Origin of the sequence: Marinobacterium iners DSM 11526 (genome assembly GCF_900107855.1) — a bacterium.
In the GTDB taxonomy this organism is placed as follows: domain Bacteria; phylum Pseudomonadota; class Gammaproteobacteria; order Pseudomonadales; family Balneatricaceae; genus Marinobacterium; species Marinobacterium iners.
This window is the reverse complement of record NZ_FNRJ01000013.1, coordinates 53,639-67,454: the sequence shown is the minus strand read 5'-3', so window position 1 is coordinate 67,454 and position 13,816 is coordinate 53,639. Positions and strand designations below refer to the sequence as shown.

14 protein-coding genes and 2 tRNA genes are annotated in these 13,816 nt (G+C 56.3%); 10 read left to right on the top strand and 6 right to left on the bottom strand.

Annotation, left to right across the window (positions count from 1 at the left end; all coding sequences use genetic code 11):
- The first annotated feature begins 58 nt into the window (after positions 1–58).
- Genes dapE through BLV48_RS13405 form a run of 5 tightly spaced genes read left to right on the top strand, consistent with a single transcriptional unit; the run spans position 59 to position 3,661 of the window.
- A complete protein-coding gene (gene dapE / locus BLV48_RS13425) occupies positions 59–1,201 on the top strand; it encodes a succinyl-diaminopimelate desuccinylase (RefSeq protein WP_091827305.1) in 1,143 nt (380 codons plus the stop codon).
- Positions 1,198–2,025: a putative RNA methyltransferase gene (locus tag BLV48_RS13420; protein ID WP_091827304.1), complete on the top strand. Its 828-nt coding sequence runs from the start codon at positions 1,198–1,200 to the stop codon at positions 2,023–2,025. Before dapE ends, BLV48_RS13420 begins: the two co-directional genes overlap by 4 nt.
- Positions 2,022–2,309 carry a hypothetical protein gene (locus BLV48_RS13415; RefSeq protein ID WP_091827303.1) on the top strand — a complete coding sequence of 96 codons (288 nt, stop codon included), beginning with the start codon at positions 2,022–2,024 and terminating at the stop codon, positions 2,307–2,309. The genes BLV48_RS13420 and BLV48_RS13415 overlap by 4 nt, the downstream gene beginning before the upstream one ends.
- The gene (locus BLV48_RS13410) at positions 2,281–2,673 is read left to right on the top strand and encodes a hypothetical protein (protein ID WP_091827302.1); all 393 of its coding nucleotides are present in this window, start codon (positions 2,281–2,283) and stop codon (positions 2,671–2,673) included. The genes BLV48_RS13415 and BLV48_RS13410 overlap by 29 nt, the downstream gene beginning before the upstream one ends.
- 13 nt (positions 2,674–2,686) lie before the next feature.
- A complete protein-coding gene (locus BLV48_RS13405; RefSeq protein WP_091827301.1) occupies positions 2,687–3,661 on the top strand; it encodes a zinc transporter ZntB in 975 nt (324 codons plus the stop codon).
- Here BLV48_RS13405 and BLV48_RS13400 read toward each other — a convergent pair.
- Complete coding sequence (locus tag BLV48_RS13400) at positions 3,629–4,543, bottom strand: DMT family transporter (RefSeq protein WP_091827300.1); 915 nt, start codon at positions 4,541–4,543, stop codon at positions 3,629–3,631. The two genes, BLV48_RS13405 and BLV48_RS13400, sit on opposite strands and share 33 nt — an antisense overlap.
- A gap of 56 nt (positions 4,544–4,599) precedes the next feature.
- Complete coding sequence (locus BLV48_RS13395; protein WP_091827299.1) at positions 4,600–5,031, bottom strand: hypothetical protein; 432 nt, start codon at positions 5,029–5,031, stop codon at positions 4,600–4,602.
- A 73-nt stretch (positions 5,032–5,104) separates the two neighbouring features.
- On the opposite strand from BLV48_RS13395, the gene greB reads away from it, so the two are divergent.
- The gene (gene greB / locus BLV48_RS13390) at positions 5,105–5,605 is read left to right on the top strand and encodes a transcription elongation factor GreB (protein WP_091827298.1); all 501 of its coding nucleotides are present in this window, start codon (positions 5,105–5,107) and stop codon (positions 5,603–5,605) included.
- A gap of 86 nt (positions 5,606–5,691) precedes the next feature.
- On the opposite strand, the gene BLV48_RS13385 is transcribed toward greB, so the two are convergent.
- The gene (locus BLV48_RS13385) at positions 5,692–6,471 is read right to left on the bottom strand and encodes a helix-turn-helix transcriptional regulator (RefSeq protein ID WP_091827297.1); all 780 of its coding nucleotides are present in this window, start codon (positions 6,469–6,471) and stop codon (positions 5,692–5,694) included.
- A gap of 186 nt (positions 6,472–6,657) precedes the next feature.
- On the opposite strand from BLV48_RS13385, the gene BLV48_RS13380 reads away from it, so the two are divergent.
- From BLV48_RS13380 to BLV48_RS13365, 4 genes are read left to right on the top strand one after another with little or no spacing between them, the layout of a single operon-like run.
- Positions 6,658–7,797, top strand: coding sequence for an aromatic ring-hydroxylating dioxygenase subunit alpha (locus BLV48_RS13380; protein ID WP_091827296.1), 1,140 nt, complete (start codon positions 6,658–6,660; stop codon positions 7,795–7,797).
- 2 nt (positions 7,798–7,799) lie between these two features.
- A complete protein-coding gene (locus tag BLV48_RS13375) occupies positions 7,800–8,120 on the top strand; it encodes a 2Fe-2S iron-sulfur cluster-binding protein (RefSeq protein WP_091827295.1) in 321 nt (106 codons plus the stop codon).
- Positions 8,121–8,144: 24 nt separating this feature from the next.
- Positions 8,145–9,353 (top strand): NAD(P)/FAD-dependent oxidoreductase, encoded by a 1,209-nt coding sequence (locus BLV48_RS13370; protein WP_091827294.1) that lies wholly within the window; start codon positions 8,145–8,147, stop codon positions 9,351–9,353.
- A gap of 44 nt (positions 9,354–9,397) precedes the next feature.
- Complete coding sequence (locus tag BLV48_RS13365; protein ID WP_091827293.1) at positions 9,398–10,444, top strand: TRAP transporter substrate-binding protein; 1,047 nt, start codon at positions 9,398–9,400, stop codon at positions 10,442–10,444.
- 117 nt (positions 10,445–10,561) lie between these two features.
- Here BLV48_RS13365 and BLV48_RS13360 read toward each other — a convergent pair whose 3' ends face one another.
- From BLV48_RS13360 to BLV48_RS13350, 3 genes are all read right to left on the bottom strand, one after another.
- Positions 10,562–13,405 (bottom strand): transporter substrate-binding domain-containing protein, encoded by a 2,844-nt coding sequence (locus BLV48_RS13360; protein WP_217633020.1) that lies wholly within the window; start codon positions 13,403–13,405, stop codon positions 10,562–10,564.
- A 240-nt stretch (positions 13,406–13,645) separates the two neighbouring features.
- Positions 13,646–13,721 (bottom strand) — tRNA-Lys (locus BLV48_RS13355).
- A 15-nt stretch (positions 13,722–13,736) separates the two neighbouring features.
- Positions 13,737–13,812, bottom strand: a tRNA-Lys gene (locus BLV48_RS13350).
- Positions 13,813–13,816: the final 4 nt, after the last annotated feature.

The window sequence follows — 13,816 nt, the reverse complement described above, 5'->3', positions numbered from 1 at the left end:
GACCCCGTTCACCCGATGGTGTACGGGGTTTTATTGTTTTCAAGCCGCAGGATTCAACATGACTTCGACCTCCCCTACGCTGGATCTGGCCATGGAGCTGATCAGCCGCCGCTCCGTCACCCCCGAGGATGATGGCTGTCAGGAACTGATGATCAGCCGGCTGGAAAAACTCGGCTTTCGTATCGAGCGCCTGCCGTTTGAAGAGGTGACCAACCTCTGGGCACGCCGTGGTGATTCAGGCCCTCTGTTCTGCTTTGCCGGGCATACCGATGTGGTGCCCTCCGGCCCCGAAGAGCAGTGGCAGTTTCCGCCCTTCGAGCCACGCATCGAGGAAGGTTATCTCTGCGGTCGTGGCGCGGCGGACATGAAAGGCAGCCTGGCCGCCTTTGTTACCGCCGTGGAGCGCTTTGTCGCCAACCACCCGGACCATCAGGGCTCCATCGCCCTGCTGATCACCAGCGACGAAGAAGGCCCCTTCATTAACGGTACCACCCGCGTGATCGATCATCTGGAAGCACGCAACGAGAAGATCGACTGGTGCATCGTCGGCGAGCCTTCCAGCACGGAAAAAGTGGGTGATGTGATCAAAAACGGTCGCCGCGGTTCACTCAGCGGCACGTTGAAGGTACGTGGCATTCAGGGCCATGTGGCCTACCCGCATCTTGTGCGTAATCCGATCCACGAAGCCGCTCCGGCACTGGCTGAACTGGCGGCCACCGTTTGGGACGAAGGCAATGAATTCTTCCCGCCCACCAGTTTCCAGATCTCAAATATCAATGCCGGCACCGGTGCCACCAACGTGGTTCCCGGCCATGTGGATATTGCTTTCAACTTCCGCTTCTCCACTGAAGTGACCGCCGATGAACTGAAGGTGCGTGTGCGCGAGATCCTCGACCAGCATGGCCTTGAGTGGGATATCGACTGGATTCTGTCCGGCAATCCTTTCCTGACGGCGGCCGGCAGTCTGGTGGATGCGGCACGGGAGGCAATCCGCTCTGTAATGGGTTACGAAACCGAGCTGTCCACCTCCGGTGGCACCTCTGATGGTCGTTTTATTGCACCCACCGGGGCTCAGGTACTGGAGTTGGGGCCCTGCAACGCCACCATCCACAAGATCAACGAGCGTGTACGGGCCAGCGATCTGGATGATCTGTCGCACTTGTACGAAAACATTCTGGCTCGGCTGCTGGTTCAGGCATGAGTACATTTGCGCTGATCTGCCCGGTATGCAAGTCGCCCCTGCAACAGCTGGAGCAACGGCTTGGCTGTGAACACAACCACAGCTTTGACCGCGCCCGTCAGGGGTACTGGAATTTACTGCTGCCGCAGCGCAAACGCAGCAAGGAGCCGGGCGACAGTGCCGACATGGTGCAGGCACGACAGCGCTTCCTGCAGGCGGGGCACTATACCCCGCTGGCACAGGCCATTATTGATCTGCTGCAGCCTTATGTGCAGACAACTCAGGCCGGAAAACTTCTGGATCTTGGTTGTGGCGAGGGCTGGTACACCGATCAGCTGCAGCGCCAGTTGAAACTGAACGTGGCCGGGCTGGATATTTCCAAACCGGCGGTACGCACCGCCAGCCGACGCAACCCCGATATTCTCTGGATGGTCGCCACTGGCGCGGATATCCCGCTGGCCGATGAATCGGTCGACATGGCCAGTCTGATCTTCGGCCGCCTGCTGCCTGAACCCACCGCTCGTGTTCTCAAACCGGGTGGTCTCATGTTGGTGGTCTACCCCGGCCCTGAGCACCTGCGTGCCCTGCGCGGTTTGATCTATGAACAAGTTCGTGACAGTTCGGGCTTCAGCCCTGAGCAGGCACTGGCGCAACAATTCGAGCCCGTCGCACTGGAAAGGCTGGCGTTCGAGTTCAGGCTCGACAACGCCGAGGCGGTGCAGGACCTGCTGGCGATGACACCACACGGCCAGCGCCTGAACAGCGCCGCCCGTGAGCGCATTGCCGCCTGCTCCGCCCTGACCGAACAGGCCGATTTCAGACTGAGCCTGTTACGCAAGCGATGAGCCGACTCAAGGACTGGCTTCGCCAGCAGGCACAGAACCCCCGAGGCAACCTACGCCTGCTGCTCAGTGGAGCCGGGCTGTTCTTTTGTGGCGTCGGTGGCATCAGCATGGCCCAATACAGCCTGCCACCCGGGCTCAAGGCAGAATTGCTGGCACTGGCCGGCTTGATCCTAACCATCGCTGGCAGCATACTCGCCCTTATTGGTTACCTAAGCCTGAGCGTTCTGCGCATCTGGCACATTCTGGACGACGACGATGAGCAGCACCGAGATCCGCCACCCTGACATTGAGATCTATATCAAGAACCGTTCCCTGGAACAGATACTGCAGTGGCTGCGCGATCGGGCCGACAATGTTGAATCACACAACAGTGTCGGCGGCACGCACTCACTCACAGCCATTTTCAGCGGTCAGCGCATTCCGGTCATGATCCATGAAAAGGCGGTTGGCAAAGCCTGGATCAGCGTCTGGTTCCGCTCCGATGCCACCCCCTGGATACGTGACGTTGACTGTGCCCATGAAGTCGCCGCCGCACTGGACACCCAGGTTCGTTGCATCGTTTCTGGATGGCAGGATGGTGACGACCCGGACGAATGGTGGAAAATCGAAGGGGGCGAAATAGACAAAATTACCTGGCGCACCGACTGACAGGAAAACAGCCATGACACCCGCCCGCGAAACACTGCACGCACTGATCCTCGATGGACAGGGCGGTGCCCGTTCTCTTTCCTTCGAGGAGCTGGAACGTTGGCAACCGGAAGATGGCATTCTCTGGTTGCATCTGGACTACACCCTCGACTCCACGCGCCAGTGGCTGGAACAGGACAGTGGCCTGCCGGAGCTGGCCATCGACGCCCTGCTGGCCGAAAACACCCGCCCCCGCGCCGCCATTCTGGATGAACACCTTCTGCTCGCGCTGCGCGGTGTAAATACCAACCCGGGGGCCGATCCCGAAGATATGGTTTCGATTCGCCTCTGCGTCGGGGCGCGACTGGTGGTATCAACCCGCAAACGCCGTTTGATGTCCGTCGCTAAGCTGCTGGCGCTGTTCGAGCAGGGGGAGGGCCCTCGCAGCAGCGCCGAGTTGGTCATTCGCCTCAGCGAACTGCTGGTGGAGCGGATGGGAGTGACGGTTGAAGAACTTGAAGAGCAACTGTCAGACCTTGAGCTGGACCTGCTGACCCAACCCGGCAGCGAGATGCGCCAGGCCGTGCGCAGTCTGCGCCGCCAGACCGTTACCCTGCGGCGTTACTTTGCCCCGCAGCGGGACGCCTTCAACCAGATGCTCAGCGAACGCCTGAGCTGGTTTACCACTGAAATGAAGCTGGAACTGCGTGAAATCAGTGATCAGCTGCTGCGCCACATCGAGGATCTGGACATCATTCGTGAGCGTGCCGCCATGGCACAAGAAGAGCTGGCCAGCCAGCAGGGCGAACAGCTCAACCAGCGCATGTACGTACTGTCGATCATCTCAGCCGTCTTCCTGCCTCTGGGCTTTCTCACCGGGTTGCTGGGGATCAACGTGGGCGGTATTCCAGGTGCCGATAACGATTATGCCTTCCTGATTTTCCTGCTGTTGCTGGGCCTGCTGGTTGGCGGCCTGTTAATCCTGTTCCGGCGTTGGCGCTGGCTCTGAACGCCGGGCGCGCTGCTGCACCACCACTGCCGTAACGATCAGCCCCAGGCCAATGAAGGTTGCCGGGGCAATAGGCTCGTGTAACAGCAAGTAGATAAACACCAGCGACAGAAAGGGCGACAGGAATATCAGGTTGGACACACGGCTGACATGAGTCGCGGCACGCAGTGCGCCCAGCCAGAGCATGAACGTCAGCCCCATCTCGAACACCCCGACCCAAAGCGCCCCGAGAATGCCCTGAGTGCCGGGCCACTGCACTTCGCCTTGCCACAGCATCAAGCCCCATACCAGCGGCGTTCCGCAGAGAAAGCAGAGCAACAAGCTGACCGCAGGAGAACTCTCGGCCCGCGCATTGAGAATCCAGTACAGTGCCCAGATCAGAGTGCTGCCCAATGCCAGCGCCACTCCGAGCGTACTGTCAAACTGAAGTGCCAACAGCTGCCCTCGGGTCGCGATCACCAGTGCGCCAAAGTATCCCAGTGTCATGGCCAGCAGATCTAAACGCTGCAGCTTCTGCTTCAGTAGCGGCACAGCCAGCAGTGACAGGGTCAGCGCCCAGGTGTAGTTCAGGGCCTGAGCTTGTTGCGCCGGCAATAGATCATAGGCCTTAAACAGCACCAGATAGTACAGTGCCGGATTCAGTGTCCCCAGCAGCAGATAGAGACCGGGACGCTTGCGCCACTGCTGCAGCAACTCAGGCCAGCGCTTCTGCCAGCTTACGCAGGCTGCCAGTACCAATGTGGAGAACAGGCCGGACCAGGCCAGCAGCTGCAACGGCGTCATGACCTGTAACGAGAGCTTGAACGCCGTCGCCACCGTGGACCAGAGCAAAACGGCACTGAGTCCAAGCAGCATGGCCCGCGACTGTGATTTTTCCGACATGGGTTATGATCCTTGCAGACACAAACCGACTAGGAAAACATATTGCGCTTGGCCTGTCAGGCCGTTGCGGTCAAGGTATGGCGTGCGGTCTCGATGGTACCGGCCAGTTCACTGGCGGCATACAGGGCGACTTGCTCAAAACGGTCTGACCGCAGTGCCTGCGCACGGGGTGTCCGGGCCTGGGTGTCCAGCCGGCTCACCAGATAGGCGTAGTCGCCGGGAATATGATCATTGATGGAATGATTAAGCCGCGACACCACTTCCGGCGTGTGCAGCTCATTCAGATCGGGATAGCTCAACGGCGCTGCCGGAGGCAACTCGAAGCCGCTGCCGGGCTGAGCCGATGCCTGCGGGCGATAGATTTCCTGGTTGGATGCAATCAGACTGAGCAGAAACGCAAACTGGGCACCATTGGGCGACTGCACTGCCTGTGGCAGTGAGGCCGTATAGTTCTCAATTCGTGTCTGGATAGGATCTGTCTGCATCATGCCTCCGCCTGAGCTGGTATTATCGGCAAGCGACTGTAATCCTTTACCTTTTCTTCAATATCAGGGAAAAAACATGTCACGCTGGCGTCCGGCACAACCCAAAAGCTCGCCCTACATCACGCTGGAGGGCTACGAGCATCTCAATAACGAGCTGAAATACTTGTGGAAGGTCAAACGCCCCGAGGTTACGCAGGCCGTAAAAGAGGCTGCGGCCCAGGGTGACCGTTCCGAAAACGCTGAATACATCTACGGCAAGAAACAGCTGCGCGAGATCGACCGTCGCGTCCGCTACCTGTCGAAGCGGCTGGAACACATCAAGGTGGTGGATCGCGCCCCTGACGACACCAGCCGAATTTTCTTCGGCGCCTGGGTCACGTTGGCCGATGAGGATGACAACACGCGTCGCTACCGTATTGTCGGCGCAGATGAAATCGACCCGGCCAAAGGTTATATCAGCATTGATGCACCACTGGCACGGCAGCTGCTCAAGAAACAGGTGGGCGATGACGTGACCATCGAGCGGGTTGATCAGGATGAACTCTGGCTGGAGGTCGTCGCGGTTGAGTATAAGTGAGCCAAAATACGCCTACACTTCAAACACACATCAGGCGTGTAAACCCAGCTAAAACAGACTGTGATTACATCGTGTACCAGGCAAGCTCATACCCAAGCACAGCGCCCTTCGGTCACAATGGCAAACAGTTGATTCTGCGTTCCAATACCCAGCTTTTCATAGAGGTTCTTGCGGTGTGAGAGCACTGTATTTACGCTCACGCCCAAATCCAGTCCAATGGCTTCAGAGCTATAGCCCAACACTATTCTGCAGGCCACATCCATCTCTCTCTGGGTTAAGCGATCACCGCAGCTGCGCGACAGCCGTGCTCTAACCCACGGCAGATCAAATCTGACCTGGGCCTCCGTCGAAAGACTGATATGACGCTCCAGTGTGGCGGCTATCAGTGCCGTGTTGTCCTGTAGAGCTCCCATCAGTAGACCTTTACGCTGGCGCGATTTGAGCCGGTACAGGTTCAGGCAATAAGCTTGCTCGCGGCCATGGCCTATAAACGCCAGTTTTTCACGGATGCCACAGCGCTCAATCAGGGTACGACGATACTCCGGGTCACTCAACTCTTCCGGGCGTAGCGTGAGAAGTTGTGTTGAGGGTTCATGTGCACCGGCATCCAATAAGGCCCGGTTCGGGTCGCGCTCGTAATAGACCTCGTCGTACAGGCGGCGGCATTCCTGTGCCAGTGGCTGATCGATGGCTCCAGATGAAAACAGCGTTATGGGCGCTGTACGGCTGGCATCATAACTGATCAGAACACAATGGTCGGCACCGGTCAGTTCATGCATGCACTGCATCAGGCGGTGTTCAAATCCCTGACGGCCAATCTCACCCACAAGGCTAGCCAGGCTGTGTTGTACGGTTGTCGGGTTCATTGTCAGACCTCCAGGGCCCTGTTCTTGTTATGCATGGTATCTCTGGCGGACACCTTGATCCGAGTATTACATGCAGTTGCCACAATTTCGAGTACAGCTCACAAGATCCTGTGAGTGCCGGGCCCTCCCCGCCCGAGTAGCCTGAAACCACGTTTAAACAAGAATAAAAACTCGGAGGGATGCCTTATGGCTCTTACCAAAGTACAGCGAGCAGCTCAGGCCGCTGGCAAGACACTGGCCAATCGACAAACCCCGTTCATCTTCAACGAGTGGTATGTGGCCGCCCTTGGTCATGAGATTGGGCGGGAACTTAAGGCTCGCACCATTCTGGGTCGTCAGCTGGTTTTGTACCGTCAGGAAAACGGCGAACCCGTGGCGCTGGATAACCGTTGCGGCCATCGCTCCTTCCCTCTATCACGCAGCAGTCTTGAAGGTGACACCATTGTCTGTGGATATCATGGTCTGCGCTATGATGCCAGCGGCAGCTGTGTCGAGGTGCCATCACAGTGCAACTGCGCCGGTATCTCGATCCGCAGCTATCCACTTGTCGAGCAGGGACCCGTTGTCTGGATCTGGATGGGTGAGCCTGATCAAGCTGATCCGAAACAGATTCCCGCCATGCCGATGCTGGACCAGGGTTGGATCACCTCCTGCGACTACATGCCTCTTAAGGCCAGCTACGTGTACCTGCATGAAAACCTGCTTGATCTGACCCATCTGAGCTTCCTGCATGCCAACACCTTCGGTACACCCGACTATGCCGCCGCCGAGTTTGATACCGAAATCAGCGAAGATCGTTTTATCCTCAAGCGCTACGTGGTACCCACACGGTTGCCACCGGTTTGGGCCAAGCCCACCGGCCTTGAAGGACGGGATGCGGCACGGATCACCACATCAGATTTCGTGTCACCGGCACTGCATATCGTGCATGCTCAGTTTTATGACATCGCCCTGCCTGAGTCTGAGCGACCCGATACCCGTATCAAGACGGCCCATATTCCCACGCCCGAGACCGCGACTTCTACCCATTACTTCGTTGTTCATGGGCGCAATTTTGCCCCCGAGGACGACAGCATCACCGACTTCATGCACCAACAACTCATGGCTGCCTTCCATGAAGACATTGTGGGGCTGGAAGCGATGGAAGAACTGCTCAGCAATATGTCACGTGAAGATGAGTTCTTTGAAATTTCAGTAAAGTCCGATATTGCCAGCGTAGCCATGCGTCGTTACCTCAAGCGCCGTGCCGAGGCTGAACGCAGTCAGCACTCCGCACCAGGGGCAGTTCAGTCACAGCCTGCCATCAATACAGCAGTAGAGGTGTAAACATGAGCATCCAAATCCATGTAATCGATGCCAACGGCCATCAGCAGCGGTTGCAGGCCGATCCCGGCAGCAGCCTGATGGAACTGCTGCGGGATCAATCCTCGGGAGTTGAAGGCGTCTGTGGCGGCTGCTGTGCCTGCGGTACCTGTCACATCGTACTGGAGAGCGACTGGCAACCCTTGTTGGGTACAGCCCAGCCGGAAGAAGAAGCACTGCTGGACGCACTGGATGAGCGTACATCAGGCTCACGCCTGAGCTGCCAACTGCGGCTGAGCCAAGAGATGGATGGCCTTAGCCTGCGCATTGTGCCGGCTGAATGTTGAGCCTTAACTTTCGGGAGAGTCGGCATGCAACATCTGGTTATTGTGGGCGGTGGGCATCTGGCTGCCGCCTTGATTACGGGACTGTACAGGCAGGGTTTTGACGGTCGAGTGACACTGCTCAGTGCAGAAGACTCGTTGCCCTGCAATCGCCCGGTCCTGTCCAAGGAATACCTCAAGGGTGAACTGACAGAGGAGGGACTGGCACTGGTTGCACAACACGTCTGGAAAGATCCGCGCTTCACCTGTCAACTCAATACCCGAGTCAGTGAAATTGATCGACAGCAGAAAACCGTGGTGGCCAACGGCCATCTCGTACCATACGACCAACTGGTTCTGGCTACAGGGACAACGCCGCGTCGGCTGGATATCCCCGGTCATGAGCTGGCAGGTATTCATTACCTCAAGACATTGTTTGACGCCAGACAGTTGCGCGGTGCACTGCAGCCCGGCAAACGCCTGGCCGTGATCGGTGGCGGCTTTATCGGGTTGGAGATAGCGGCTGCCGCACGTCAAAACAGCATGGCCGTGACGGTTCTGGAAGCCGGCGAGCGAATTCTTGGACGCGTGGTAGCTCCTGAGGTGTCCGAGTGTTTCATGCAGCTGCATCAGAATCATGGCGTTGATATCCGCACGGGTGTCGGTGTGGAGAACTTTATGGGCCAGCAAGCGATTGAGGCGGTACGTCTGACAAATGGGGAAGTGTTGGCCGCGGATCAGGTTGTAGTGGGAATCGGGGTAGTCCCGGAGGTTTCACTTGCGCAGCAGGCAGGCCTTGAATGTGACAACGGCATTGTGATCGATCAATGCTGTCGCACCTCTGACCCCGCCATCCATGCTGGCGGTGACTGTGCTGTTCAGTTCAGCCCCCTTTACAACCGTAACCTGCGGTTGGAGTCGGTTCAAAACACCAGCGCCCACGCTCAGACCATCCTGGCACAGCTGACCGGGCAACCAATACCCGAGCCAGCTGTGCCCTGGTTCTGGTCAACGCAGTACGAAGCACGCCTACAAATTGCAGGTCTGAATCCGGATTACGACCAGCTGATCGCGCGTGGTCAAGATACTCAGGCGCGCAGCTGGCTTTATCTCAAACAGGGCCGACTGGTTGCATGCGATGCAATCAATCGACCGGCGGACTTTTTGCAAGCCAAGAAAATGATCATGACAGAAACCCAAATCGACATCCCAAAAGCGGAGGATATCAACATTCCATTGAGCCAATGTATCGCCTGATTCCAGCAATTTCATCACGAGATAACAATAAAAAGGATGCACCTATGCTGACATTCAAACGCACCAAGATTGCACTGCTTGCCTGTTCCATCTGCCTGCCGGTCATGGCAGAGCCGGTCACACTTCACTTTGCAACCGCGGGTCCTCCTGGCCATGTTCAGAACAGTGTAGTTCTGCCGACATGGGCCAGTTGGGTGGAGGAGGCAACGGAAGGCCGGGTCAAGGTAAAGCTAGAGTATAATCTGGGAGATCAAAGCACCTATTTTTCAATGGTGGAAGATGGTGTGGCGGACGCCGCATGGAGTTTTCACGGCTATGTGCCCGGTCGATTCCAACTGTCAGAAATGGTTGAGCTGCCCGGCCTGGGTGTCAACGCTGAACTGGCGTCACAAGCCTATTGGGAGACCTATAACCGCTATTTTTCAGACTCACCTGAACACCAGGGGCTTGTCCTGATGGGACTGTTTACTCATGGCCCGGGCCAGATCCACAGCCGTAAGCCGATCAACTCGATGAGTGATCTCAAAGGTGCCAAAATCCGCCTTGGCGGTGGTGTTCAACAGGAGTTGGGCAAGCGTCTGGGGATCACGCCAGTTGCGGCACCTGGCCCCAAGGTGTACGAGATGATGCAGCAGGGCATCGTGGACGGTGTATTCATGCCGGCAGCCAGTCAACGTGATTTTCGCTTGGCCGAAGTATCATCCCACCTGACACTGCTGCCCGGAGGGCTTTATCTGGGCAGCTTTGCAATCATTGCCAATGAAGATTTCATGGATAGCCTGAGCCCTGAAGATCGTGAAGCAATCATGTCAGTATCCGGGGCACGCCTGTCAGCCATGGCCGGTAAGGCTTGGGATCAGTCTGACCGAGAAGGTATTGAAATGGCAAAGAAAGAGGGTGTGAATATACATTTTGTCGATGCCAACGATCCACTAATGAAGGAGATTCAGCAAGCGACATCAGGTATGGACCAGGCTTGGAGCAAAAAGGTTGAGCGTGATCATCCAGACGCGGCAGAAGCATTAGAACATTTGCGTCACCTGGCATTGGAGCTTAAACAAAAAATGCAGGGTACTGCCACCAGCAATTAAACTCCTCAGCCCTCTCCTGATTGCACGGGAGAGGGCTTTCGTGAAAGGTTGTTTGAATCGAAGCTTAGTCACGCAAGCCCGGTTCGACCAAAGCCCAAGGCCCGCACCATGCCCGTTCTAGACAACATCCTTTCCCGCATCGACAACACGATTGCGTCCCTTGCGCTTGGCTTCGTAAACCGCTCGGTCTGCCATGCGCAGCCACTGTTCAGAGCGCTGCCCTATTTCGGGCACCAGTCGGCAATAACCGATGCTGACACTCACACGAACTTCCTGACCATCAGCGGTTGGCACTCGCAGTTGCTCAATGCCGCGCCTGAGTGTTTCCAGCCGCTCAGCGGCATCAGCAGGCGAATTGGCCACTGCAAAAATAACGAACTCTTCCCCGCCAAAGCGAATCAGATGATCGGTTTCGCGCCGGAAGTGTTCACGCATGGTACGGCTGATTGCACGCAGGCACTCATCTCCCACTGCATGTCCAAACCGGTCATTGACCTGTTTGAAGTGATCGGCATCCATCATGGCCACCATAAACGACAAGCCGTTGCGCTGACATACCTGGTAACAGGCTTCATAGTGTTGCTCAAAACTGGTTCGATTTCCGAGGCCGGTAAGCTCATCCGTTGTACTTGTGACAGCAAGTCGTTCGTTGGCAGCTGCCAGCTCCCGGTTGAGGGCACCCAGCTTGCGATTCCAGTAAAACAGCATAAACAAAACAATGGCTGTTACCGACAGAATCTTCCACAACAGGGAGTAATCCACCCTCTGCTGGAGCCTGACGGTACGCCACTCACTGTCCATTCGATGCAGGTCTTCACTACTCAGGCTTGATACCAGCTTTTGCATCAGCGTACCCAGATGTTGATCGGTCGCTGAGGTTGCCAGGGCCAGCTCAAGGTCCATGGGGACACGGCCAATAACACGAATATCAGCTAGCCCAAGATCCTCCAGCTTCTGACTGGCCGTTGCCAATGTGCTGATGTAACCATACCACTCCCCACGCTGCAGCCCTTGCACCCCCTCCGTTTCGCTGTCTACTTCTATCAGGTTCAAACCCGGGTAGCTTCGGCGCAACTCTGACAATAATGGTGAATCGCGCACAATTGCGATCGGGTGCTGGTCAATATCACTCAGACTGCTGATAAAGGGCGCCTCTATGCGACCAAGTACAATGCTTGGCAATGTGTAAAATGCAGAAGTGAGGACAAGCCCTTCAGACTGCCCCTCTGAGCGCCCAATAAGCGGCACCAGGTCACATTGTCCCTGCTTCAACGCTGCGAGAGAATCCCTCCAGTGCCGGGTCGGACGCAAATTAAAGGCCACCCCTGAGCGGAGGCTGAAGATATCCAACAGTGTTGCCGAAAGCCCCTGATGCTGGCCTTTGCTATCCAGCCCCTCAAGTGGCATCCAGTCAGGATGAATGCAGTAGCTGAGACTGTTGTTGCGTATTTCAAGAAAATCCTGTTCTGCAGCACTGAATCCCGTAAACGCCGAGTTGGTCTCAAGCTGTGCCCCCAACCAGCGATTCTCGATAGTTCGCATTTCCGTTGGTGTAATGGCGGCAAGGGCCGCATCGATGATCGGAACCAGTGGCTCAAGCTCGGGACGCAAGCCGAAGCGCAGATCCTCGCCACTCACATCGGGCAGGCTCAGCTCACCAGCAATGCGGACATCTGTGAGGCCCAATTCACGTACCCAGTGATTGCCGTTTGGCAAGGCAGCCAGTACCAGATCCACCGTGCCGGAGGCCAAGGACCGGAACATGGAGGCCTGACTGTCAAAGCTAACGACCCCTTCAGACGCCAGATCACGTACCTTGCGTTCGTAGAAGATCCCAGTACTGATGGCGATTTTCTGACCACGGAAATCATCAGGCGAGTTCAGGCGGAAGCCAGGCTTGCGGGTAAAAACCACGATAGGCACGTGGTGGAAAGGTTGTGTGAAACGCGTGAAGCTCCTGCGCTCTTTCAGATCGGAGATATTCGCGATGACATCTATTTCCCCTTGTTGCAACAATTCAATCAGGACACTCCATTGATCAACCACAGGCGTTGCCTGCAAGCCGGTCAAATCCATCACGCGAGTCAGGATGTCTACCGAGAGTCCCTGCACGCGCCCACCGTCTTCAAAACTCAGTGGCGCATAATCGCTCATCAGCCCAACTCTCAAGGGTGCCTGTTGACGCACTGTCAGCTGCTGCGCCGGTGTAAGCTTCAAGGTCTTGTTGTCCAAAGCCTTGCCGCCGAACTCCTGCCAGCGTTCGCGCAAGGCTTCAATCCAGTGCGGGTCAATGGCCGCCAGCCCCTCATCAAGCTTCTGATACAGCTGGGGCTGATCCAGGTGAACGGCAATTCTGAAATCTTCCGTTTCCTTCCCACTCAGGGGTGCTGCAGCCAAGGGCTCGATATTCACAAACCCCTGCTGGCGAGCCATGTAGCGCAATGTCACTTCCGGGCCGATAATCGCATCAACCCAGCCAAAGGCCAACGCACGTACCAGATCCGGCTGCAAGCCATATTCCACGATCTCAAGACCGGACTCTCTCAAGATGCCTGCATAATAGATATCGGTCAGAGTGCCAATCCGATATCCCTTCAGATTGGACAACGTTTCGATGGTAGGCAGCGGTCGATTTTCATCATGCATGATAACGGTATGGCGCAGATGGTAAGGCCGAGTGAACAGCATTTTGTCAGCTCGGTCTTCGCGCCATGAAATCTCATCTACCGCATCCAGCTCACCACGCAAAAAAGCGCCATAGATTTCCGACCAACTCCCGACGCGATACTCAAACTCAACACCACTGGTGCGACTCAACTCTTCGAGGATATCAATGGAGAAACCACGCAGACCGCCGGGCCCGAGGCTTGAATAGGGTGCATTGTCAGCAACAATACCGATGGTGACCGGAGAGAGCTCAGGCTCCGCCCTGACCTGGAACGTCAACAGGTACAAGGCCATTGTTATGAACACAGCAAAATGAAGTCGAAAGGGCTTCATAAAATCCATTATTGATACCACAGCTTCTTATTCACACCAGGCAACCCTGTGGTTATGGAGCCGTTAGCGGATAAAACAGCCACTATGATGTGAACAGCACAACAGAATTAGACATGCAAAAGCATAAGCCAATCACGCTCTGAACATGATAACGGCTTTGGCAGGAAAAACGATGGCTTGGATCAGAAAGGAATCCGGAAATGGTGGGTCGTATAGGACTTGAACCTATGACCAATTGGTTAAAAGCCAACTGCTCTACCAACTGAGCTAACGACCCTCCGGCAGCGAAGAGTGGTGGGTCGTATAGGACTTGAACCTATGACCAATTGGTTAAAAGCCAACTGCTCTACCAACTGAGCTAACGACCCGCTC